Source organism: Blautia sp. BIOML-A1, from assembly GCF_009883055.1.
Classification (GTDB): Bacteria; Bacillota; Clostridia; order Lachnospirales; family Lachnospiraceae; genus Blautia_A.
On the sequence record NZ_WWVR01000005.1, the window covers coordinates 1 to 22,772 of the forward strand.

24 protein-coding genes are annotated in these 22,772 nt (G+C 42.7%); 6 read left to right on the forward strand and 18 right to left on the reverse strand.

Going from position 1 to position 22,772, the window contains the following annotated elements; all coding sequences use genetic code 11:
* The 3 genes from GT674_RS03735 to GT674_RS03745 all read left to right on the forward strand — a co-directional run.
* Nucleotides 1–432, forward strand: a 432-nt coding sequence (locus tag GT674_RS03735; protein WP_243149049.1) for an RNA-guided endonuclease InsQ/TnpB family protein, incomplete at its 5' end; no start/stop codon positions are given.
* Between the two features lie 85 nt (nucleotides 433–517).
* Nucleotides 518–1,126, forward strand: a complete 609-nt coding sequence (locus GT674_RS03740; protein ID WP_330585464.1) for an RNA-guided endonuclease InsQ/TnpB family protein — start codon at nucleotides 518–520, stop codon at nucleotides 1,124–1,126.
* 145 nt (nucleotides 1,127–1,271) lie between these two features.
* Complete coding sequence (locus GT674_RS03745; protein WP_243149050.1) at nucleotides 1,272–1,493, forward strand: transposase; 222 nt, start codon at nucleotides 1,272–1,274, stop codon at nucleotides 1,491–1,493.
* A 138-nt stretch (nucleotides 1,494–1,631) separates the two neighbouring features.
* Here the strand turns inward: GT674_RS03745 and GT674_RS03750 are convergent, their stop codons facing one another.
* Nucleotides 1,632–1,769 carry a hypothetical protein gene (locus GT674_RS03750; protein WP_330585459.1) on the reverse strand — a complete coding sequence of 46 codons (138 nt, stop codon included), beginning with the start codon at nucleotides 1,767–1,769 and terminating at the stop codon, nucleotides 1,632–1,634.
* 88 nt (nucleotides 1,770–1,857) lie between these two features.
* Between GT674_RS03750 and GT674_RS03755 the strand changes: the two genes are divergently transcribed.
* Nucleotides 1,858–2,148 (forward strand): nucleotidyltransferase family protein, encoded by a 291-nt coding sequence (locus GT674_RS03755; RefSeq protein WP_161284495.1) that lies wholly within the window; start codon nucleotides 1,858–1,860, stop codon nucleotides 2,146–2,148.
* Nucleotides 2,135–2,545 (forward strand): HI0074 family nucleotidyltransferase substrate-binding subunit, encoded by a 411-nt coding sequence (locus GT674_RS03760; protein WP_161284496.1) that lies wholly within the window; start codon nucleotides 2,135–2,137, stop codon nucleotides 2,543–2,545. The genes GT674_RS03755 and GT674_RS03760 overlap by 14 nt, the downstream gene beginning before the upstream one ends.
* A 100-nt stretch (nucleotides 2,546–2,645) precedes the next feature.
* Here GT674_RS03760 and GT674_RS03765 read toward each other — a convergent pair whose 3' ends face one another.
* The 12 genes from GT674_RS03765 to eno form a co-directional block, all read right to left on the reverse strand.
* Nucleotides 2,646–3,557, reverse strand: a complete 912-nt coding sequence (locus GT674_RS03765) for a phosphodiester glycosidase family protein (RefSeq protein ID WP_161284497.1) — start codon at nucleotides 3,555–3,557, stop codon at nucleotides 2,646–2,648.
* An 87-nt stretch (nucleotides 3,558–3,644) separates the two neighbouring features.
* Nucleotides 3,645–4,934 (reverse strand): RIP metalloprotease RseP, encoded by a 1,290-nt coding sequence (rseP, locus tag GT674_RS03770; RefSeq protein ID WP_161284498.1) that lies wholly within the window; start codon nucleotides 4,932–4,934, stop codon nucleotides 3,645–3,647.
* Between the two features lies 1 nt (nucleotide 4,935).
* Nucleotides 4,936–6,078: a 1-deoxy-D-xylulose-5-phosphate reductoisomerase gene (locus GT674_RS03775; RefSeq protein WP_161284499.1), complete on the reverse strand. Its 1,143-nt coding sequence runs from the start codon at nucleotides 6,076–6,078 to the stop codon at nucleotides 4,936–4,938.
* A 30-nt stretch (nucleotides 6,079–6,108) separates the two neighbouring features.
* Nucleotides 6,109–6,903, reverse strand: a complete 795-nt coding sequence (locus tag GT674_RS03780; protein ID WP_161284500.1) for a phosphatidate cytidylyltransferase — start codon at nucleotides 6,901–6,903, stop codon at nucleotides 6,109–6,111.
* 2 nt (nucleotides 6,904–6,905) lie between these two features.
* On the reverse strand, nucleotides 6,906–7,646 hold the full coding sequence (locus GT674_RS03785) for an isoprenyl transferase (RefSeq protein ID WP_161284596.1): 741 nt from the start codon (nucleotides 7,644–7,646) through the stop codon (nucleotides 6,906–6,908).
* 56 nt (nucleotides 7,647–7,702) lie between these two features.
* Entirely contained in the window at nucleotides 7,703–8,254 is a 552-nt protein-coding gene (frr, locus tag GT674_RS03790; RefSeq protein ID WP_161284501.1) for a ribosome recycling factor, read from the reverse strand.
* A 100-nt stretch (nucleotides 8,255–8,354) separates the two neighbouring features.
* A complete protein-coding gene (pyrH, locus tag GT674_RS03795; RefSeq protein WP_161284502.1) occupies nucleotides 8,355–9,050 on the reverse strand; it encodes a UMP kinase in 696 nt (231 codons plus the stop codon).
* 76 nt (nucleotides 9,051–9,126) lie between these two features.
* Nucleotides 9,127–10,104, reverse strand: coding sequence for a hypothetical protein (locus GT674_RS03800; RefSeq protein WP_161284503.1), 978 nt, complete (start codon nucleotides 10,102–10,104; stop codon nucleotides 9,127–9,129).
* Nucleotides 10,105–10,252: 148 nt separating this feature from the next.
* Complete coding sequence (smpB, locus tag GT674_RS03805) at nucleotides 10,253–10,720, reverse strand: SsrA-binding protein SmpB (RefSeq protein ID WP_161284504.1); 468 nt, start codon at nucleotides 10,718–10,720, stop codon at nucleotides 10,253–10,255.
* Between the two features lie 11 nt (nucleotides 10,721–10,731).
* The gene (gene rnr, locus GT674_RS03810; protein WP_161284505.1) at nucleotides 10,732–12,765 is read right to left on the reverse strand and encodes a ribonuclease R; all 2,034 of its coding nucleotides are present in this window, start codon (nucleotides 12,763–12,765) and stop codon (nucleotides 10,732–10,734) included.
* A 218-nt stretch (nucleotides 12,766–12,983) separates the two neighbouring features.
* Entirely contained in the window at nucleotides 12,984–13,223 is a 240-nt protein-coding gene (secG, locus tag GT674_RS03815; protein ID WP_161284506.1) for a preprotein translocase subunit SecG, read from the reverse strand.
* Between the two features lie 192 nt (nucleotides 13,224–13,415).
* Complete coding sequence (gene eno, locus GT674_RS03820) at nucleotides 13,416–14,753, reverse strand: phosphopyruvate hydratase (RefSeq protein ID WP_161284507.1); 1,338 nt, start codon at nucleotides 14,751–14,753, stop codon at nucleotides 13,416–13,418.
* A gap of 519 nt (nucleotides 14,754–15,272) precedes the next feature.
* Here eno and GT674_RS03825 point away from each other — a divergent pair.
* Nucleotides 15,273–16,115, forward strand: a complete 843-nt coding sequence (locus GT674_RS03825) for a polysaccharide deacetylase family protein (protein WP_161284508.1) — start codon at nucleotides 15,273–15,275, stop codon at nucleotides 16,113–16,115.
* Between the two features lie 14 nt (nucleotides 16,116–16,129).
* On the opposite strand, the gene tagD is transcribed toward GT674_RS03825, so the two are convergent.
* The 5 genes from tagD to GT674_RS03850 all read right to left on the reverse strand — a co-directional run bounded on the left by tagD (nucleotide 16,130) and on the right by GT674_RS03850 (nucleotide 22,698).
* Nucleotides 16,130–16,537 (reverse strand): glycerol-3-phosphate cytidylyltransferase, encoded by a 408-nt coding sequence (gene tagD, locus GT674_RS03830; protein ID WP_161284509.1) that lies wholly within the window; start codon nucleotides 16,535–16,537, stop codon nucleotides 16,130–16,132.
* A 33-nt stretch (nucleotides 16,538–16,570) separates the two neighbouring features.
* The gene (locus GT674_RS03835; RefSeq protein WP_161284510.1) at nucleotides 16,571–17,962 is read right to left on the reverse strand and encodes an InlB B-repeat-containing protein; all 1,392 of its coding nucleotides are present in this window, start codon (nucleotides 17,960–17,962) and stop codon (nucleotides 16,571–16,573) included.
* Between the two features lie 161 nt (nucleotides 17,963–18,123).
* On the reverse strand, nucleotides 18,124–19,245 hold the full coding sequence (glf, locus tag GT674_RS03840) for a UDP-galactopyranose mutase (protein ID WP_161284511.1): 1,122 nt from the start codon (nucleotides 19,243–19,245) through the stop codon (nucleotides 18,124–18,126).
* Between the two features lie 86 nt (nucleotides 19,246–19,331).
* On the reverse strand, nucleotides 19,332–21,467 hold the full coding sequence (locus tag GT674_RS17345; protein ID WP_161284512.1) for a glycosyltransferase: 2,136 nt from the start codon (nucleotides 21,465–21,467) through the stop codon (nucleotides 19,332–19,334).
* 91 nt (nucleotides 21,468–21,558) lie between these two features.
* Complete coding sequence (locus tag GT674_RS03850; protein WP_161284513.1) at nucleotides 21,559–22,698, reverse strand: glycosyltransferase family 2 protein; 1,140 nt, start codon at nucleotides 22,696–22,698, stop codon at nucleotides 21,559–21,561.
* Nucleotides 22,699–22,772: the final 74 nt, after the last annotated feature.

Below are 22,772 nucleotides of genomic sequence, written 5' to 3' on the forward strand. Positions count from 1 at the left end.
AGTCGGAATTATGAAAAACAGAAGAAACGGGTTGCACTGTGTCATGAAAAGATCCGAAATCAGAGAAAAGATTTTCAGCATAAACTCAGTGCAGGTCTTGCAAAGAACTATGATGCAGTATGTGTGGAAGACCTGGATCTGAAAGAGATGGCAGGAGGACCTCATTTTGGAAAAGGCGTACATGATAATGGATATGGCCTGTTTCTGGCTATGCTGGAATATAAACTGGAGGAACGAGGAAAATATCTGATAAAAGTAGATCGTTATTTTGCATCCAGTAAGATTTGCAGTGTATGCGGAAAGAAAAAAGCCGAATTGTCTTTATCTAAAAGGCTTTATTACTGTGAATGCGGAAACAGAATGGACCGTGATATAAATGCAGCAGTAAACATCATGAATGAGGGAAAAAGAATCTTTACAGAATGTGCATGACAGCACAATAAAAAGTCCGTATCCGGACTTATAAGAATCGTGGGGCACGCGAGGATAGCTTGTAGATACTTGGCTCAGTAGAGCCATTGAGCAAGAAGCCCCCACTTCAAAATCNGCAGAAAAATTTCTGGGGATTGATTTTGCCATGCATGGGATGTGTGTATTTTCTACCGGTGAAAGAGCCGGATATCCGATGTTCTACCGGAATACAGAGAAAAAGCTTGCACGGGAACAGCGGAAACTGTCCAGATGTCAGAGAGGCAGTCGGAATTATGAAAAACAGAAGAAACGGGTTGCACTGTGTCATGAAAAGATCCGAAATCAGAGAAAAGATTTTCAGCATAAACTCAGTGCAGGTCTTGCAGAGAACTACGATGCAGTATGCGTGGAAGATCTGAATCTGAAAGGGATGGCAGGAGGACTTCATTTTGGAAAAGGCGTACATGATAATGGATATGGCCTGTTCCTGTCTATGCTGGAATATAAACTGGAGGAACGAGGAAAATATCTGATAAAAGTAGATCGTTATTTTGCATCCAGTAAGATTTGCAGTGTATGCGGAAAGAAAAAAGCCGAATTGTCTTTATCTGAAAGAATTTATTACTGTGAATGTGGAAACAGAATGGATCGTGATGTAAATGCAGCAGTGAACATCATGAATGAGGGAAAAAGAATCTTTACAGAATGTGCATGACAGCACAATAAAAAGTCCGTATCCGGACTTATAAGAATCGTGGGGCACGCGAGGATAGCTTGTAGATACTTGGCTCAGTAGAGCCATTGAGCAAGAAGCCCCCACTTCAAAATCTATGATTTAAGTGGTAGGAGCATGTCACNCTATGCTGGAATATAAACTGGAGGAACGAGGAAAATATCTGATAAAAGTAGATCGTTATTTTGCATCCAGTAAGATTTGCAGTGTATGCGGAAAGAAAAAAGCCGAATTGTCTTTATCTAAAAGGCTTTATTACTGTGAATGCGGAAACAGAATGGACCGTGATGTAAATGCAGCAGTGAACCTCATGAATGAGGGAAAAAGAATCTTTGCAGAATGTGCATGACAGCACAATACAAAGTCCGTATCCGGACTTATAAAAATCGCGGGGTACGCGAGGATAGCTTGTAGATACTTGGCTCAATAGAGCCATTGAGCAAGAAGCCCCCACTTCAAAATTTATAATTTAAGTGGTGGGAGCATATCACTTCTCCCTGTTCCGGATGATCTCTGCTAATTTTCTGCAGAACATCATTCTGTCAAGAAATATCTCAAAATAGTCATACATGGAACAGATATTTTCATCAATCTGAAGATTCAGTGCGATCACAAACTTTTTCAACGCTTGTTTATCCCCCAAAAATATGTTATGCTGAAAAAAGAATCCTGATTGCACTTTTTATTCTGTATTAAACATGGAGGTTGTTGCAATGAACTATAATCTGCCGGACCGGATTTTAAGAGAACTATCTTCTTTTGCGCAAAAATATTCCATCGATAAAATCATATTATTCGGCTCTCGTGCACGAGGCACCAATACCGAAAGAAGCGATGTAGACATTGCTGTATATGGGGGAGATTTTGACAGTTTTTACTGGGATGTAAAAGAAAAAACAAACTCTCTTCTGATGTTTGATATTGTACAGGCAGATGGATTCATTTCAAATGAACTGGAGAAAGAAATCAAAAAGGATGGTGTTGTTATTTATGAAAAAGCTTGATAACTTCTCAAACTGTCTTTCCATATTAAGAAATGCTGATTTTAAGCTTGCAGAAACGAATGATATCTACAGAACAGGCATCATAGGACAATTTAATCTGACTTTTGAACTTGCCTGGAAAGCTCTGCAGGAAATAATGAAACTCCATGGTGTTGAAGGTTCTGTGACCGGTTCTCCAAGAGAAATTTTGCAGCTTGCTTACAAAATCGGTTTTCTGAATGACTCCGCAGTTTGGTTACTGATGTTGAAAAAAAGAAACACATCCGTTCATATATATAACGAAGAAGAAATTGATGAAATGATCATGTTGATCCGTGACAGCTTTCTTCCTGCATTCACTGGCCTTGAGCAGATTCTTAAAGAAAAGCTCAACGAAGCAGAAAACACCTGGCAATAACTGAATGTTCCTGCAATGCAGAGACACTGAACATAAAAAGGGAAAGAATTCAAAGCTTATCAGCTTTAAACTCTTTCCCTCTCATCATCACATCAAAAAATCACCATATAGAATCTCCGGCAGAATGGATCATTCCTTCCTCTTCATGTACGACAATGTCTTTCCCCTCTGAGCCGCTGCCTGCATCCACAAAATAAAGGATATCTCCGCAGGCTCTCTCTTTTCCTTTGTCGGTCAGCATATTCAGCACTTTTCCCTGGAAAACCAGAGTTGCCGAACCGCCGCCGTCCAGATTATAGGCATAATCACAGTTCACATCCAGAAAAATCTGCTGCAATTCCTGATAAGTCATTCCCTGGGAACCGCCATATCCCTTACCGTCTACGACCACAAGATAATAATCTCCCGGATTTACCATTCCAACAGCTGCCCTCTGATATCGGGCAGTCTGGTGAAACTGTCCTGAAATTTCACAGGCCTTGCCATTTTCTACAAGAGTCGGTCCAAAGCAATAGGTATCCTGCACACCACGATTCAGAAGATCTTTTGTTGTCATTCCTGCTGCCGCGGTAAACATCCCTCCATCTTCTGTGACACAGAAAATGTTTCCATTTGAGCTGACATCATTGTAGACACGACCGTCTTTGATCATCGTCTTGCCTGGTGCCGGCTCCCCTGAGCCATAGGAAAACGCGCTTCCGTTAATACCAATGATTCCATCGTGGGCTGCAAGTTCTTCTGAAGTTGTCTTTCGCGGATTTCCATAGGTTCCTCCGCATAAGGCAGATTTCAATTGCTTTGTACTAAATGTCTGCACATGAGCGATCCAGTATTTCGTATATCCTGTATCTTTCTGTTCTATATTTACTTTCAGGGTATCGGTTTCATAATTCAGGTCGTCCTCTGCATTCTCCTGCTGTTCTGCCGCCAGGATCTCCCCTGTCGGATGGCAGATACTGCCACCCAGAAGCAGAGCCGAGAATACAACCGCTGCCATATATTTATATCTCATAATCTCCAATTCACTTCTTATTCCCAACTATTAAGTCAAAACCTGCGCCGTCACTGTATATCCGGCAGTTTGTCAGACTGCCGGATGTCAGAAAATTTTCAGGATGTCATTGTACATGACCACAACCATCAACGCCATCAGAAGCATCAACCCCGCAAAATGGACCATTCCTTCTACTTCCCGGTTGATTGGTTTTCTTCGAATTGCTTCGATGACCAGAAAGACCAGTCTTCCTCCGTCCAGTGCCGGAAGAGGCAGAAGGTTCATAACCCCAAGGTTTGCTGACAGAAATACTGCCATATTCAACAGGTTCATCCAGAGCATCAGTGTACCCTCGCTCTTACTCTCTTCGTAAGTCGTTCCGATCGCATCAACAACTCCCACCGGTCCGCTCAAATCTTTAAATCCAAGGCTTCCGGTAACCAGCTGCTTCAGACTCAGAAGTGTCGTACGAATCATATACTTCACTTCCAGAACACCATATTTCAGCACGCCCAGTCCACTGGTTTTCTCGTAACCAAGATTGTAAGAAAAGCCCAGCTGTGGTGTACGGTATTCCTGCGGTGTGATCGTCGCCGTATAATCCAGTCCATCACGCACATAGGTAATCTCCACCGGCTCATCAGAGAGTGGATGCTCTTTGAGATAGGCATCGTATGCTTCTCCATCTGCGATCTCCGTTCCGTTGATTGCCGTGATCGTATCTCCCGGCTGCAGACCGGCCATTTCAAGAGGCATTCCCGCGATCAGAGATTCTACTGTCATGGAAGAAGCATCCGAGCGGTTAAATCCAAGGAGATATCTCACAGATACATCTGGTGTATACTGGATTTCCTTTGTCTCGCCGTCACGGCGCACTTTCAGTATGACAGTGTCCCCCTCTTTCAGTTCATTCAGATAGCTGTAAACATACAGATCCTTCGCCAGGTCCACATGATATCCATTATACTCTGTAATAACATCTCCGGTTTCAAGCCCTGCCGTCTCTGCTGCCGAGTCCTTCTGGACATCCATGATCTCTGCCGGATCATAACCGACAAATCCTACAATGATCACGGACAGAATAAATGCAAGAATAAAATTAAATACCGGTCCTGCTGCCACAACAGAGATTCTCGCCCAGACCGGGGCTACATTAAAAGATCCCGGAAGCTCTTCCTCCGCGGTATCCTCACCGACCATCGCACAGGAACCGCCCAGAGGCAGCAGTTTCACGGAATAACGTGTTTCTCCCTTCTGGATGCTGAACAGCCTTGGTCCCATGCCAAGTGAAAACTCTGTTACACTGATTCCATTTATTTTGGCCAGAAGGAAATGTCCCAGCTCATGTATCAAAATGATTGCACTGAACATGATGATCGCAATCAGAATCTTCAATTTACCACCTGCTTTCAATCCACTGATAAGTCTCGTTTTCTACTGCAAGAATATCCTCTAACTTTGGATATTCGATTTTTTTATGTCTTTCCATAGCCTGCCCGATGATATCATAAATATCCAGGAATCTGATCTCTCGATGCAGGAATTTCTTTACTGCAAGCTCATTTGCTGCATTGAATACCGTCGGCATGGAGCCGCCCTCTCTGGAAGCCCTGATTGCCATCGGAAGTCCCAGGAAGGTCTCCATATCCGGCTCTTCAAAAGTTATCTGGCCAAGCTTCGCAAAATCAAGGCGGTCGCCGGCAAGATATCTTCTGTGCGGATAATAGAGTGCATACTGGATCGGAAGGCGCATATCCGGTGTTCCAAGCTGAGCAATGATGCCACCATCCTCAAACTCCACCATGGAATGGATCACACTCTGCGGCTGGACCACCACCTGAATATGATCAAGATCCACCCCAAAAAGCCATTTGGCTTCCATGACCTCAAGGCCTTTATTTACCAGAGTCGCGGAATCTACTGTGATCTTCTGTCCCATTACCCAGTTCGGATGCTTCAGGGTATCCTCAAGAGTCACCTTTTCAAGATCATCTCTCTTTCTGCCACGGAACGGACCTCCGGATGCCGTGATCAGAAGCTTATGTATTTCTTTGCTGTCTTCTCCATTCAGAGCCTGAAAGATCGCACTGTGCTCACTGTCAACCGGAAGGATTTTTACTCCGTACTCCTTTGCCATCGGCATGATCAGATGTCCTGCAGTTACCAGGGTTTCTTTATTTGCCAGAGCAATATCCTTACCCGCACGGATCGCCTCGATCGTAGGACGGATACCAAGCATTCCTACGATTGCTGTTACAAGGATTTCTGTTCCCGGCATGGCCGCCAGTTCAAGAAGTCCATCCATCCCTGACACTACTTTTGTATCAGTGTCCTGGATTTTCTGTGCGAGGTCTTCTGCTGCCTTCTCATCCCAGACAGCTGCCAGCTTCGGAGAAAACTCCCTGATCTGCTCTTCCAGCTTCTCAATGTTCCTCCCCGCACTGATACCCAGAACTTCAATATCCTTATTTGCACAAACAACATCCAGTGTCTGTGTTCCAATAGAGCCTGTAGAACCTAAGATTGCTATTTTTTTCATAATAACAAAATTCCTCCTTCCATCCGAAATTTATAAACCAAGAAGCATCTTTGCAAGATAAAAGATGATCGGAGAAGTAAAGATCACACTGTCAAACCGGTCCAGAATTCCTCCGTGCCCCGGTATCAGTTTGCCATAATCCTTGATTCCCCTGTTTCTCTTGATCGCAGATGCGGCCAGGTCTCCTACCATGGAGATCAGAGCTCCAACTGCACAGATCACTGCATATTCCACACCTGGTCCATGAGTGACTGCCGCATAGATCGCACCAAGTGCTGCTGCTCCGACAACACCGCCGACAGCTCCCTCTATGGATTTCTTTGGACTTAACACCGGTGCCATCTTATGCTTTCCGATCAGCATTCCCACACAATAAGCACAGGTGTCACAGCCCCAGGAGCAAAGGAAGATCAGCCATACAATAAATTTTCCTCCCTCCAGATTTCTGGTAAGAAAGATAAAAGACAGCATGACCGCCACATATACGATTCCAAAAAACGCTGACATCACCTGGTCTGCCTCATATTTGGGGTATGTGAATACATATACAAACATCAGAAGCACCAGCCCCAGAAGAACCGCCATCATTCCATATCTCTCAAAATCCAGAAGCAGAGATGCATAATACAAAACTGCACCCAGATATCCTGCCATTTCCAGAAGTCCGATTCCATCCTTATGGACTTCCATAGCCTTGTAAAGTTCCTGGATCCCGAGAAGAGAAACGCAGAGCAGAGTCACAAAGAGCACATATCCTCCGCTGATGATCGTCAGAAGCGCTGCAATTACCAGAAAGATGCCACTGATCAGTCGTGTTTTAAACATAATTACTCCTCCTTGACTCCGCCATATCTCCGGTCTCTTGCATTATATTTCTCAATCGCTTCGATCAGCTCTTTCTTATGAAAATCCGGCCACGGAACATCTGTAAAATAAAACTCTGTGTATGCAAGCTGCCACATCAGGAAATTAGATAATCTCTGCTCTCCGCTTGTTCGGATCAGAAGATCCGGATCCGGCACCCCGGCAGTATCCAGATAGTTTTCGAAGCAGGACTCATCGATCGCATCCGGTGCAACCTTGCCGTCTGCCACATCAGCCGCAAGCTTACGGATACTTCTGACAATCTCATCACGACTTCCGTAATTCAGTGCGATCTGAAAATAAAGTTCGTCATAATCCTTGGAAAATTCTTCCAACTGACGGATCTTATCCTGGATATCCGGTGCAAAAGCAGACGGATCGCCGATTATCTTGACACGCATATGATTCTTCTCGGCACTCTTCATGCACTTCTTAAGATAACTTCTGAACAGTTTCATAAGTCCCTCAACTTCTTCCCTGGAACGTTTCCAGTTCTCTGTAGAAAAAGCATAGACTGTCAGATATTTTACACCAAGATCTTTGATATCGTCACAGATCGTCTCCAGATTTGCACATCCCTTAATATGTCCGTATCCTCTGGGCATTCCCTTTGCCTTTGCCCACCTGCCGTTTCCATCAAGGATAATGGCAATATGATTTGGTACTTTCATAAGATTCTCCTCTTTTTCTCTGGTAAATTTTATACAACAGAAAGAGAGCCTTTTGCCGGCTCTCCCTCTCCTCTCAGTCCTGACCGGGATTATACAGTCAGAATTTCTTTTGCTTTGGTATCTACTGCAGCATCGATCTTCTTGATGAACTGATCTGTCAGTTTCTGTACAGCATCCTCAAGATCTTTGATTTCATCCTCAGAAACATCCTGTTTTGCAAGTTTCTTAAATGCATCATTTGCATCACGGCGAACATTGCGGACAGCAACCTTGGCTGCCTCACCTTTTTTCTTGACGTCTTTTACCAGTTCTTTACGACGCTCCTCTGTAAGTTCCGGAAGCACCAGACGGATCAGCTTACCATCATTGTTCGGATTCAGACCAAGATCAGATGTAAGGATTGCTTTTTCAATTCCTTTAATCAGGCTTGCTTCCCATGGCTGGATCTGAATCATACGTGCTTCCGGTACAGTGATGTTTGCCACCTGCTGGATCGGTGTCGGGCTTCCATAATAATCTACAATGATCTTGTCAAGAATATGCGGATTCGCACGTCCTGCACGGATCGTTGTCAGCTCCTCCTCAAAGCCTTTCAGTGTCTTGGTCATCTTCTGCTCATATTTCTGAACTCTTTCATCCATTTGTCAAATCTCCCTTTTATGATGATTTATTTTATACAGCTAACTGTTCTGTTCACTGACGGTTACTTATACAGTGTTACTGCTCACTCCGTTTAAAGAACTATACAGTTACTTTTGTACCGTTGAATTTACCGTGAACAGTATTGATAATACTGTTTTCTTCTTCAAGTCCGAAAACAAGCATCGGCATTTTCTGCTCCAGGCACATGATAGAAGCTGTAAGGTCCATAGCTGCCAACTTCTTGTCAACAACCTCCTGAATGCTGATCTCATCGTATTTTACAGCATTTGGGTTCACCTTCGGATCGCTGTCATAGATTCCGTCCACTGCTTTGGCAAGAAGAATTGCCTCTGCCTCGATCTCAACAGCACGAAGTACCGTTGCTGTATCTGTAGAAAAATACGGATGGCCTGTACCGCCTGCAAAGAACAGAACCTTACCCTGTGCAAATCCTTCCTCCACTGCATCCTTTGAATACAGGCTGGTAAATGCACCACATACAAACGGTGTGAAAATCTCTGTGCGAAGTCCGAGATATCTGCAGATATCGGAAACATAGATACAGTTCATAACTGTAGCCAGCATACCGATCTGATCTGCCTTGTTACGGTCGATTGTTTCACTGGTACGTCCTCTCCAGAAGTTTCCTCCACCGATAACGATTCCTACCTGTGTTCCCTCTTCTACGATCGTACGGATCTGCTTTGCAACGGCAATGACTGTAGCCTCATCAAATCCCTTCTTTTCTGCTCCCGCCAGAGCTTCTCCGCTTAATTTCAGTAAAATTCTCTTCATATTGTTTATCCTTTCCCCCGATGCATCCGCACCAGTATTTCTTTGTACGTTTCTCTGAGCGAACCGCTACTGTTCTTTACCATACACCTGTAACGATTTCGTTTCCGTCAGGATCTACAGTTGTTGAAACCGTGAAATTATTATAATAATAATATCCGCTTGTGCCATTGTCCGGATCCTCATCATATTCTGAGGAAACCGAATCCCCGATTGCAGAAATCAGATCATCCAGAGATTTGCCGATATAGTCTTCTGCAGTCTGGATCGTAGAATCTGTCGGTCTTGTATCTGTGTTATCATCACCGTCGTTATTATTATTGTTGTTATTGTTATCATCATCTGAAGGTGCCTGTGTTGGCTCCGGATCTGATGCCTCCGGGGTCGGGGTCGGATCCTCACTGTCCTGCTCCGGAGTCGGAGTCAGATCTTCACTGTCTGAATCCAGTCCCAGTCTCTTCTTAACCTCATTTAATGTAGAAACTTCCTTCGTGGCATTTGTTGTAAGATAAGTTGCATACGGAATTGCATCCTCACCCTTTCCATCCATACGCAAAGTGATCTGCTTTATGGATGCCAACGGAAGATTTCTGAAGAAGCACTCGTTTGCATCCTCATCGGTGTAGGTAATGCGGATATCATAAGTTGTTTTTGCTGAGGACGGCTTTTGATAATAATAAATCGCATTTTCACCATTCTTCAGTGTAAACATGCCATTTACAAGATCATTGCCCCATTCATCTGTACTGTCATCCTCGTCTTCATCCTCAGAGGCATCTGTCGGTGTCTCTCGAATATAAATAGCAGCGATTTCTGAACCGGTGCGGTTTACAATGGCAAGCTTAGATGCTGTCGCAGTCTTCTCACCAATTACATTCTTCTCCGTCGTTTCTTCCATATTTACAAGCTCTATCGTAACTGTAGGCGTCGCCTGAGGAGTTTCAGTAGGCGTTACCTGGACTGGCGTCTGTTCTGTTGTGTTCTTCTTGCCGCATCCTGTTGCTGCTATAAGCAGTACAGCAAATCCTGCAATGGCCAAATAACGTTTTTTAAACATATCTATCCCTCCTGTTTCCTATTACGCATTATTCTGTGATGTCATGATTCATCTATCCAAATCTTCATATAGTTACAGTTATCTTTAATTATACAGAGTCTCAGATTCTTGTCAACCAAATGTCTCAAAATTCATACAATTTTTAAAGTTACAGATTTTTAACCTTAAACTCTCTCTCTGCTTCCCGGCGCTGATCTTTTTTGGCAATATCCTGTCGCTTGTCATATAATTTCTTACCACGTGCCACGCCGATCTCAACCTTCACAAGGCTTCCCTTGAAGTATACCTTCAGAGGGACCAGGGTAAGCCCCTTCTCCTGAAGTTTTCCCTCAATCTTATTTATCTCATATCTGTGCAGGAGCAGTTTGCGCACACGCAGCGGATCCTTATTAAAAATATTTCCCTTTTCATAAGGGCTGATATGCATACCGTAAATATATACCTCGCCCCTCTCCACACGGATAAAGGATTCCTTGATACTGCACTTACCCATGCGAAGAGATTTTACCTCTGTTCCGGCCAGAGAAATACCTGCCTCATAGGTATCTTCTATAAAATAATCATGAAAGGCTTTTTTGTTGTTGGCAATCAGCTTGATTCCTGTTGTTTTCGCCATAAAATCCTCCTTTACTCGACAACGGTAAAATCTACCGTTCTTCTCAGAGCATCTGCATCGGCCACCCGAACTCTGACCTTCTGTCCAAGATGATAGACCTTTTTGCTTAATTCTCCGCTTAACTCATATGTCTCTTCATTATAGGAATAATAATCATCTCTAAGACTTGTCACATGAACCAGTCCCTCAACTGTATTCGGAAGCTCCACATAGAAGCCATAAGCGGTTACTCCTGAGATAATACCTTCGTATTCTTCCCCGAGATGGTAGGACATATATTCCGCTTTCTTGAGGCGGTCTGACTCCCGCTCTGCCTCCTGTGCTCTTCTCTCACATACGCTGGACTGTTCGGCAACGGTCTCAAGTATTTCCCTGTAATGCTCTGTCTTTCCCTCTCTCTGAAGTCTTCCCCTTATATTATCACGAATGATACGGTGAATCTGTAAATCCGGATATCTTCTGATCGGAGATGTAAAATGACAGTAGTATTTCGCTGCAAGACCAAAATGTCCGCTGCACTGCGTCGTATATTTTGCCTGCTTCATTGTCCGAAGAGTTAGTCTGCTGATCATGGTTTCGTTCGGAAGACCATGGATGCTTTCCAGAATCTCCTGGATTTCCTTTGGGGTGATTTCTTCCCCTGCCTTCTGTACCGAAACACCCTGATTTCGAAGAAGTGTCAGAAGACTTTCCACACGCTCAGGATCCGGTGTTTCATGGGTACGATATACAAACGGGTAATCACCCTGACAGTACTCCCTGGCTACCGTTTCATTGGCCATCAGCATAAAATCCTCTATAATCTCTGTCGCCACATTTGCTTCATACGGCTGCACATCGATTGCCCTGCCCGCACCATTAAGTGTGATCTTGCTCTCCGGGAAATCAAAGTCGATCGAACCTCTGTGATGTCTCCGGCTCCTGAGAAGTTCTGAAAGCTCTTTCATCAGGAAAAACATCGGTACAAATTCTTCATATTCACGCTTTGTCTCTGTATCTCCATCCTCTAAAATACAGCGAACCTGTGTGTAGCTCATCCTGCGGTCTACACGGATGATCGTTTCTAAGATTTCGTGCGAAACCACCTGTCCGCTCCTGTCAATATCCATAAGACAGCTTAAAGTCAGTCTGTCTTCTCCTTGGTTCAGAGAACAAATGCCATTGGACAGTCTCTCAGGAAGCATCGGGATCACGCGATCTGCAAGATAGACACTGGTTCCTCTCTTAAGAGCCTCTCTGTCCAGTGCGCTTCCTCCCTGAACATAATTGCTTACATCTGCAATGTGGACTCCGAGATGATAAATATCCCCTTCTTTTGAAAGAGAAATCGCATCGTCAAGATCCTTTGCATCCTCTCCGTCAATGGTTACTGTCTGGAGATGTGTAAGATCGGTTCTGCCATCCCGGTCAGCATCGAGTACGTGATCCGGCACACGCTGTGCCTGTGTGATCACCTTCGGTGGAAATTCAGACGGAATATTAAAGCTCTTTACGATTGCCAGGATATCCGTTCCAGGAGCATTGATACTTCCCATATCCTCCTTGATCCTGCCCTCCGGCTTGTGCCTCTCATCACCGTAATCAATAATTTCCGCAACAACCTTATCTCCATCACGGACTCCCTTTGAGTTCTTGGCCGCGATGTAGATATCCTTTGCATATTTCTGATTATCACAGAGCACAAATCCATAATCCCGTTCTCTCTGGAAGGTACCGACGACCTCTGTCGTGCCACGCTCCAGGATTTCAATAATTTTGCCTTCCTGACGCTTCCCTCCGCCGTTTTTTTCCTTCACAAGAACCCGCACCGTATCCTGGTGCATAGCAGTTCCCACCGCATTTGCCGGTATAAAGATATCATCCTCTTCATCCTCAAGCTCTACAAAGCCGAAGCCCTTCTGGTTGCCGATGAACATTCCCTCTTTAACCAGACCTTTCTTTTCAAGTTCTCTGAGATCTCTTTTCTTTAATTTAAATTTATTCTTGTCTGTCTTTTTTTGTTTGGAAAATTTCTTTTTCTTTTCCCAGATTTTCTTTCTGCCCACTTATGTGCTCCTCTATTATGAAAAAAAAGCACTCTTGTAATTTATACAAGAGTGTTTCCTTTGATTTCGTAACTGTTCAGTACCCTCACAGTCACGAGTCAAAATGCATTCCAAATCACCTTCGGTGATGGCATTTTGCCTTGTATGTCTCGGGATTTTGGCAAAAAATACGCCAAAACACCTCGTGGGATACTACCTTCTGAATAGTTACTTGATTTCTAAAAATTCATATTTAAAACAGCTGCCAGTATAAAAAATAACACTGCCATGATCGTAGTTGCTCTCACAAGTCCGCCTTCCATGGAACGTCCCTTGTTTCTTCCCCAGTATGTATCTGCGGCACCGGAAATTGTTCCACCCAGACCCTGCTGCTTGCCTTCCTGCATCAGGACAACAACAGTCAGTGCAATACAATCTATAGCAAAAATAATAGTCAGTATCGTTCTTAAAATCTGCACCTCGGTTACACCTCCTAATCAACTGCAAAATATTGTACCATACTGCCCTTTGAATTTCAACCGTTTTCGAATAAGTTTCAGGGCAAAAAATCCGATTCTGTGCTCTGCAGACAGAATCGGATGTTACTGTTCACTCCGTTCACAGCAACTCTGCCTGTGAACAGTTACAATCTGATCCCTGTAATATCCATTTCAGCTTTCTGATTTCTCTTTTGGAAATGGATTTTCATAAATTGCAGTTTCCGCAAGCATCTCACTGATCCTGAGAAGCTGATTATATTTTGCATTCCTGTCCGACCGGCATGGTGCACCGGTTTTGATCTGTCCTGCTCCGACTGCCACCGCAAGATCCGCGATAAACGAATCTTCGGTTTCCCCGGATCGATGTGAGATGATCGTCCGATACCCCGCCTGCTGAGCCATTTTGACAGCATCGATCGCTTCGCTTAATGTTCCGATCTGATTTACCTTGATCAGAATCGCATTCGCTGCCTGAAGCCTGATCCCACAGGCAAGTCTCTTGACATTTGTCACAAAAAGGTCGTCCCCTACAAGCTGGATTCTGGAACCAAGACGCTCTGTCATTGTCTTCCATCCTTCCCAGTCATCTTCCTGAAGACCGTCCTCGATAGATATGAGCGGAAATTTTTCCAGCAGTTTCTCATAATACTCTATCATTTCTTTCGCATCCCTGAGAATCTCCCTGTCTTTCATCTTGCTTTCACCCGGGAAGCGGTATACTCCCAGCTCTTCATCGTACAGTTCACTTGCAGCTGCATCTATAGCGATAAAAATATCCTTTCCTGGTTCATATCCTGCCTTTTCAACCGCTTCCACAATCATTCTCAGAACCTCTTCGGAGTCTTTAAGGTCCGGTGCAAAACCGCCTTCATCTCCGACTGCTGTAGAAAGTCCCTTTTCTCGAAGAAGGATTTTTAGAAACTGATAGATTTCCACACACATTCGAATCCCGTCCTCAAAGCTTCCGGCACCACAGGGCATGATCATAAATTCCTGCAGATCAACGGTATTATCCGCGTGTTTTCCTCCATTCATAATATTCATCATAGGAACAGGGAGTTTTTTCGTATGACAGCCTCCCAGATATTGATACAGCGGGATCCTCAACGCCATTGCCGCCGCTCTTGCAATTGCCATGGATACTCCCAGTACAGCATTGGCTCCTGTACTTGCTTTATTTTCTGTTCCATCTGCCCGTATCAGAAGTTCATCGATTCGCACCTGATCCAGTGCATTTTCTCCTACAATCACTTCTGCAAGTCTTGTATTTACATTTTCCACTGCTTTTTGTACGCCAAGGCCAAGATAGCAGCCTTTTTCTCCATCCCGAAGTTCTATTGCTTCAAACCTTCCCGTCGATGCCCCGGAAGGCACGATCGCCCTCGCCGTATATCCCTCAATTCCAATGATTCCCTCTCCTACAGTGGCCTCCACCTCTACGGTAGGAACTCCTCTGGAATCCAGAATCTGTCTTGCATGAATCCTGCGTACAGGTAAATAACGCAGCATGAGAATACCTCCTTCATTAAATGATACGGATAGTTTTCCCTCAGACTTCTGTTTCTATGCAGGAGCCATCCTGTTTTATTCCTTGCGTATTTTCTGATAATTGCATTTTATTTTTATTGTTTGCAGTATACAAAATATTTTATTTAAAATTTTTATTTTTTATTGTTGACATTTCAAGTTTTATCTGTTATATTAAGTACATAAAACAAAGGAACGAAAACAAAAAACAAACAGAAAGGCGTGAGACCACCGAAAACTTAAATGAACTACCCTATTTTAAGAAAGGAAGGTACAGACCACCAGAAACGTAAATCTTAATACATCATAATTTAAGAAAGTGAGGTACGGACCACCAGAAACATAATCTTATAACAATTCCAGAAGTTTTATAAAAAAACAGGAGGTACGTTCCATTGGACAATGAACAGTAAAAGAGCCACCAGATTAAATCATTCATCTGATGGCTCTATTTTTTTGCCCTTGCGCATATATTAAATCAAAAGTCCGCCGGAGATTTCCATGCTATCTTATGTTTCTCGTTTCCTTCGCCGCCTGAAAAACTCCTTTTTTCTTCGCTTTCTTCTTCTGATGGTCACTGCCTTTATTCTTGGCAGTATGCTGGGTGTTTTCACCGGGCAAATTCCCCGTTCCCAAGAAACTTCTTCTGCTGCTCAGTCCACGGGCTGGGGATTAAGCTTTCAGGAGGAGGGGAAGCGTCCTGCCGGAAACGCCTCCATCGATGATCTTAAACAGTACAATGCCTACTATGCCAGTGATACAGACCAGAAAATCATTTATCTGACCTTTGATGCCGGATATGAAAACGGAAATACTCCGGCAATCCTTGATGCACTGAAAAAGCATCAGGCACCTGCTGTCTTTTTTGTAGTCGGCAATTTTATAAAAGATAATCCTGATCTGATCAGACGCATCCTGGCAGACGACCACATCATAGGGAATCACACTATGACACATCCCGATCTGCCACAGATTTCCTCAATGGACGCTTTCCAAAAAGAACTTCAGGATGTGGAAGAATTATATACCTCGCTGACCGGGGAGGCTATGACAAAATTTTACCGTCCTCCACGCGGTATCTACAACACAGAAAACCTCTCGATGGCAAAAGAACTGGGATACTCCACCTTTTTCTGGAGTCTTGCCTATGTCGACTGGATCCAGGATCAGCAGCCCTCCAGAGAAGAAGCTTTTCAGAAACTGCTGACGCGCATTCATCCCGGAGCAATTGTCCTCCTTCACAACACTTCTTCCACCAATGCCGAAATTCTGGATGAACTTCTTACCAAATGGGAAGAAATGGGTTATGAGTTTCATTCTTTAAAAGAACTGACCGGGGTATGATCCCCGGCCAGTCATTATTTCTGTTTTTCGATTGTATGAAGATCCTCTTTGATCTGAGAGCTGGAAATCTCAGGCGTACGCGGCAGATAAACAACCTCACAGCCCTCTTCCTTAAGAAAATCAAACTTTCCTTCCCAGTCATCTCCCATGACAAACGTATCTACATGATATTCTTTTACATCGGAACGCTTCTGCTCCCAGTTTTCTTCCGGAATCACAAGATCCACATATCGAATTGCCTCCAGAAGCTGTTTTCGTTTTTCGTAGGAAAAATAACATTTCTTCTGCTTTTCGTTCCAGTTGAACTCATCTGTAGAAAGGCCAACGATCAGATAATCTCCAAGCTGTCTGGCACGACGCAGAAGATTAATATGTCCATAATGAAGCAGATCAAACGTTCCGTATGTGATTACTCGTCTCATGTTATAAGATTCCTCTCTGATTTCAATGATAGATCAGGAATTTAATTTCCTGATACAATAGTCATAAATACGAAGAGTTGTTTCCGTTGAATAATGAAGTCCGTCATTCACACCTGTATTAAACCGGTTGCTGATCCATCCATATTTCTGCAGATTTGTACAGGTATTAATGTAAGTGAAAGAACGTTTGCTGCCATTACACAACTTCTGATAGATTGTCTTATTAAAAGAAGCAATCTGTGCTTCTGTCCGCACATATCCTGCATTTGCTCTGATCACAGCACTGTTTACCGGATTCACTGACAGATAATACATCTCACAGTTATAGTTCTTCTTCAGATTAGTTGCCACGGCTTTCATGTAGCTCACATATCCGTTAATATTCTGCAGATCATTGACTCCAAGATTTATGATTACTGCTTTCCTGGTATTTCTGGACTGTCTGGCCAGTTTACGTACCAGTTCTCTGTATCCTGTTTCTTTGAACCAGGTGAGTCCCTGACCGGTTTCGCATACAAAATCTACATTTGAAGGAGCAGAATTTCCCAGAGCCCTCTCCATAAAAACAGTTCTTGAGTCGCCTACAAAATAAACCATCTCATGTTTCGTTGGTTTTCTGATAGAGGACGGTGCCCGATCCTGTTTCACGGAAAATATAACCATATAATAATTTCCTGTTTTGGTAGGAATCTTATCTCCTGCCTTATATTCAGGATCTGTTGTCTTTCCTTTCGTACGTGACCAGCCCAGACACATATTCGCACTGTTAAGGTTCACTGCCGGGAAAGTTGCATTTCCGGAACTGGTATCCATAACCTTCCACATCGTTCCATCATATTTACGCAGATTAACCCCGGAGATTTTCTTTCCGACAATATAAAATTTCATATTGCCGCTTACACGTATGTTATCTCCCTCTTTTATGACTTTCTTTCCATTCACGGATGTACTCCAGCCGAGGAATTTATATCCGACTGCATTTGGATACAAAGGTGCTGACAGTATCTGCCCCTTATATGCCTGTTCCCGAAGACTGACATACTCCTTGTTTCCATTCATGGTATAATACCGTACTGTATAAAGCTTATAATAACGCAGACAGAACTTTGTGTTTTTGGTGATCTTAACGCGTCTTCCAACAGAATACTTCAATTCTTTGTTTCCGTTCTTCTCCACCCACACGCATTTATAACCAGAACGTGTTACCTTAGGAAGTTCTATATAACTTCCCTTGTCTACGGTTTTGGCCCATTTACGGAACGTATCATTGGAAACTACACCATTGGAATTTGCAAAGACAACCTTGCATTTCTTCGTGTTAGCAGCCTCGACTGACATCGGTCTGCTGCCTGCCAGAAACAGAATTCCGAACAACAACGTTAAAAAAACAATTCCTTTCCACCTGTTCATCGTGGCTTTTCTCATAAAAAAACTCCTTACTTATGTTTCATCCATAAAAATCATAGTCTTCCTTTATTTACGAGTTTTACTATAACAGCTTTCCGGAATGGTTGCAATATAATTTTCATTAGAATTTCATATTTTTGTCACATTTTATTACTGTTCACTCCATTGCCGTAAGCTAATCAGAGTTCGTTCTCACACATCGCAAGTGCAGAGGCAATCACCGCATCCATATCATAATATTTGTATTCGCCCAGACGACCGCCAAAGATTACCTTCTCTTCCTTCGCAGCAAGACCTCTGTATTTCTCATACAATGTTCCGTTTTTCTCGTCATTTACCGGATAATACGGTTCATCTCCCGGTTTCCATTCAGAACTGTACTCCCGGCTGATCACTGTTTTAGGGATATCCTGTCCCTCATCATCCTTGCCGAATTCAAACCATTTATGTTCAATGATCCTGGTCCACGGAGTTTCTGCATCCGTGTAATTGACTGCTGCATTTCCCTGGAAATTCGGTGTATCAAGAAGTTCTGTCTCAAATCGTACAGAACGGTATTCCAGATATCCCATCTGATAGTCAAAGTATGCATCGATCGGTCCTGTGTAAACCACCTTATCGGCAAGTGCATCCCACTCATCCTTTTTCTCAAGATAGTCTTCCTCCAGACGGACTTCAATGCCCTCCAGCATATTCGCAACCATCTTCGTATATCCACCCATCGGAATTCCCTGATACAATGCATTAAAATAATTGTTATCAAAGGTCAGACGTACCGGCAGTCTCTTGATGATAAAAGCCGGAAGCTCCTGACAGCTTCTTCCCCACTGCTTCTCTGTATATCCTTTGATCAGTTTTTCGAAGATATCTCTTCCCACAAGGGAAACAGCCTGTTCTTCGAGATTCTTTGGCTCTGTGATACCTGCTTCACGCTTCTGCTCTTCAATCTTGGCAGCTGCCTCCTGTGGTGTCACCACACCCCACATTTTATTGAAAGTATACATATTAAACGGAAGGGAATACAACTCTCCATGATAATTTGCTACCGGGCTGTTTGTAAAACGATTAAACTCCGCAAACTGTGTGATATAATCCCATACTTTTTTGTTGTTGGTATGAAAGATATGTGCACCATATTTATGCACATGAATCTTCTCCATGTCTTCTGTATATACATTTCCGGCAATGTTTGGACGCTTGTCGATAACAAGTACTGATCTGCCTGCTTTTTTCGCTTCATGCGCAAATACAGCGCCATAAAGACCTGCTCCTACTACCAGATAATCGTAATGTTTGTTCATGAAACCAATCCTCCTGTGAAATTTATAATGCAGACACCTTTTGCATCTGCATATTACATCTGCCATCTCCTGAATACGAAAAATAATTATTTCTTATTCTTCTTTAATCTGATCTTAACCTGTCTTGGAAGATACATAATTGCCTTTCCTACCTTCCAGGTTGTTGAACTTTCCAGTTCTTCTACACGCTTTTTCATTTTAACATTTGTATTTGAACAATATGTCATATAGAAAACTTCCGGGTCTGCGAGGAGCAAGTCCAGTTTTTCTCTGTCTGCCTTCGTAAAAATATCTCTGTCGAGTTCACCGATTTTCTCAGCCTCTGTCAGTTCATCACAGATATCCTGCACGTACTGTTTTTTGAAACGAACATTGATTCTGTTTAATGTGAAGATATAGTTCTGGAATTTCTTTAATGTATAATGGTATTTGAATCTGTCCCACAATTCAGGATCTTTGCTCAGAATTCCCTTAATATATTTGTATTCCTCATTCATACAATATACCTTTTCCGGACTGTTTACGGAGGAATTCGGGTTGTCTCTTCGATTCATATAATACGGCTTGTCCAGGATCATAGCTCTTGAAGCAAAGCAGAATGTCTGGATCCAGAAGCCATTATCCTGGAAAGAAGCTCCTGGTGTCTCATGATGACGGATATTGTATTTTCGCAGGAAATCATTTTTGTAGATACCACTCCATGTATTCATGACATAACGAAGAGCTTCCGGTGTATTGCTTGGATTAAATACAACATTATAATCCTCTTTTGTTCCTGTCAGATGATTGTACACAAGTTCCATATTTCCATTTGGAGCTGTCTTGAAACGGAAGAAATCTGCCTTTACAAAATCAAGCTCATATTCTTTTGCTTTAAGATACAGATCTTCATACATATCAAGCGGAACATAATCATCCGGCTCGACAATACCTACATATTCACCGGTTGCACGTTCCAGACCAATGTTCATTCCAATCCCATAACCTTCATTTTTCTTGTCAACAACAATGATACGCGAATCATTGTCTGCATATCTGCTGAGAATCTCCATGGAACTGTCTGTTGAACCATCGTTGATGCAGATGATCTCAATATCTTCCAGAGTCTGTCTTACTATGCTTTCCATGCATTCTTCAAGGTAATCTTCCACATTGTATATAGGCACGATAATAGAAACTTTAGGATTTTCTGTTTTTACAAGGAATTTCTTCTGTAAATATTTTCTCTTTTCCGGTTTGGAACCATTCTTAATCTCAAATTCTTCAAAACTGTTCATACAAATCTCCTGATATTTTTTATATATTTTTTCATCGTAAAAATAACTTTTTTCTTTACCTTTAATTCCAAGCTTCTCAAAACCAGTTTCTTTCAGTTCATTATATAATAATTCTCTGGCCTCTGGATCTTTGATGGAAGCCAGATTATATACGCATCCGGATGCAGCCTTGTTCACAAAACTTCGTTCTACCTCCGCATACATTCCATGCTCTTCAAGGAACTGACGCACTGCATAAAATGCCTTAAGGAAATCCAGTGGAAATCTGTAATTTGTAGACTGACAGTTGTTTTTGATTCCTATACGATAATATACCAGTTTTTTCTCGAGAAGCGTAATTCTCTCTGCCAGCATCATACAGGATGCAACAAAGAACAGATCATTCGTTCTGAAAATTTCCTGGAATTTGATTCCATTCCGTTTTACCAGATCATGACTGATAAGTTTGTTCCATGCCCAGTTCTGAAAGGAATCAAGAATATGCTCCGGCATATCTTTGTAAGAAAAAACCTCCTTGCGGGGAGCATTTTCTTTCCGGAAAGATCCCTTGTCAAAATATGTCTCATGCGTTGTATCATTATAACGCATAATCTGATATATGCAGATTTCTGCCCTTGTTTCCTGACACCTTCTGTAACTCTCCTCGAGAAGTCCTGACGCAAAGAAATCATCCGAATCAAGAAATGAAAGATACTCTCCGGTCGCAATTGCCAGCCCCTTATTTCTTGCTGCGCCTGCTCCCATATTGTGCTGTGTAAGCACCTTGACTCTGCTGTCCGCTTTCTCATATTCATGCAGGATTTCCAGAGATCCATCCGTCGACCCGTCATCTACACAGATAAGTTCCAGATCTCGAAGTGTCTGATTCAGAATGCTGTCTATACATTCCCGAAGATATTTCTCTACATTGTATACCGGAATGATCACCGATACTTTTACTGCCATTTTCCTTCCTCCAAACATTCATTTTCTACAATCTCTGTTCTCAGTCTCACCATGATATCACATTATATTTATTTTGAGAACAGAAGCATTCTTATCGTCCGAATTTTCTCATCACTTTATGTGCCAGTGAGGATAGTCTTTCTTTCGGATTTTTATTTTTATTTTCTTTTTCAGCGTTTTTGGCTCTGGCTACCCAGTATGATTTTTCCTGTTTTAGTTTCTGAACCTCCAGAAACAGATATTCTCCTGCTGTGCATTGCATCATATTCCGATAGATTTCGTATTTTTTGCTGTTATAGGAGTAGCACTCTTCTTCTTTGAAATCTGTCAGATCAAACTCCTCAAAAAATTCCTGCTTCATCCGTTCATACACCTTGCAAAAGGCTTCCCCTGATTTCAGGGAGCACAAATTATAGATTCCGACACCAAACGCAAGGTTCCGAAAGCTGCTTCGCAGTTCTTCGTAAATCTGCAGTTCTTCGAATTTAAGCTTCAATGCCTTTAATGCCTCATACCAGTCCCAGGGACTTTTGACATTATTTGCCTGAAGACTGCTCCCCGACTGCCGATAATTTACAAACACCTCCTGCACGACTGTAATCTTTTCTGCAAGTGCCAATGCCATAAAGATAAAATAAACATCATTGCTTCTATGCAGCGGCATAAACTGAAGCTGATATTCATCGATCAGACTCTTCCTGATCAGTTTATTCCACGGACATCCTGTGGTGATATTCAAAATGTAAGGAAAACTTCTGCCCTTAAACGGAATACTTTCCGGAAGATAATCTTTCTGGATAATGTAATCAATCTCTTTATATACCTTTGTTCTCTCATTATAAAGTCTGGCATCAAAGAGACAAATATCTGCCTGATCTTCTTCAGCCTTTTCAAAGGTCTTCTTCAGCATATCTCTCTCAAAAAAATCATCTCCGTCAAGGAACAGACAATATTTCCCCTCTGCCCGCTTAATTCCCTCGTTGCGCATAACTCCCGCCAGGCCACAATGCGGCATCTCTATCAGTCTGATCCTCGGATCTGTCTTCATATGTTCCCGGATTCTGTCGACTGTGTGATCCAGCGAACCATCATCTACACAGATTACTTCAAAATTGTCAAAGCTCTGTGCCTGAAGACTGTCCAGACACTGATCAATATATTTTTCGACATTATAAACAGGAATAATAACGGAAATATCTCGTTTATTATCCCTTTCCTCCTCGTCCTTCATAGATCTCTCCTTGCTTTTTCTATATATAGGTGTATATAGTATAACATAGACTGTATACATTTTACAATTTATTT

Bases quoted from the DNA above. Each gene is read 5' to 3' on its own strand.
- GT674_RS03745 (WP_243149050.1), top strand. From the start codon at position 1,272: ATGCTGGAATATAAACTGGAGGAACGAGGAAAATATCTGATAAAAGTA.
- GT674_RS03755 (WP_161284495.1), top strand. From the start codon at position 1,858: ATGAACTATAATCTGCCGGACCGGATTTTAAGAGAACTATCTTCTTTT.
- GT674_RS03760 (WP_161284496.1), top strand. From the start codon at position 2,135: ATGAAAAAGCTTGATAACTTCTCAAACTGTCTTTCCATATTAAGAAAT.
- GT674_RS03765 (WP_161284497.1), bottom strand. From the start codon at position 3,557: ATGAGATATAAATATATGGCAGCGGTTGTATTCTCGGCTCTGCTTCTG.
- GT674_RS03775 (WP_161284499.1), bottom strand. From the start codon at position 6,078: ATGAAAAAAATAGCAATCTTAGGTTCTACAGGCTCTATTGGAACACAG.
- GT674_RS03780 (WP_161284500.1), bottom strand. From the start codon at position 6,903: ATGTTTAAAACACGACTGATCAGTGGCATCTTTCTGGTAATTGCAGCG.
- frr (WP_161284501.1), bottom strand. From the start codon at position 8,254: ATGGATGAAAGAGTTCAGAAATATGAGCAGAAGATGACCAAGACACTG.
- pyrH (WP_161284502.1), bottom strand. From the start codon at position 9,050: ATGAAGAGAATTTTACTGAAATTAAGCGGAGAAGCTCTGGCGGGAGCA.
- GT674_RS03800 (WP_161284503.1), bottom strand. From the start codon at position 10,104: ATGTTTAAAAAACGTTATTTGGCCATTGCAGGATTTGCTGTACTGCTT.
- smpB (WP_161284504.1), bottom strand. From the start codon at position 10,720: ATGGCGAAAACAACAGGAATCAAGCTGATTGCCAACAACAAAAAAGCC.
- eno (WP_161284507.1), bottom strand. From the start codon at position 14,753: ATGCTGCGTTATTTACCTGTACGCAGGATTCATGCAAGACAGATTCTG.
- GT674_RS03825 (WP_161284508.1), top strand. From the start codon at position 15,273: ATGCTATCTTATGTTTCTCGTTTCCTTCGCCGCCTGAAAAACTCCTTT.
- tagD (WP_161284509.1), bottom strand. From the start codon at position 16,537: ATGAGACGAGTAATCACATACGGAACGTTTGATCTGCTTCATTATGGA.
- GT674_RS03835 (WP_161284510.1), bottom strand. From the start codon at position 17,962: ATGAGAAAAGCCACGATGAACAGGTGGAAAGGAATTGTTTTTTTAACG.
- glf (WP_161284511.1), bottom strand. From the start codon at position 19,245: ATGAACAAACATTACGATTATCTGGTAGTAGGAGCAGGTCTTTATGGC.
- GT674_RS17345 (WP_161284512.1), bottom strand. From the start codon at position 21,467: ATGGCAGTAAAAGTATCGGTGATCATTCCGGTATACAATGTAGAGAAA.
- GT674_RS03850 (WP_161284513.1), bottom strand. From the start codon at position 22,698: ATGAAGGACGAGGAGGAAAGGGATAATAAACGAGATATTTCCGTTATT.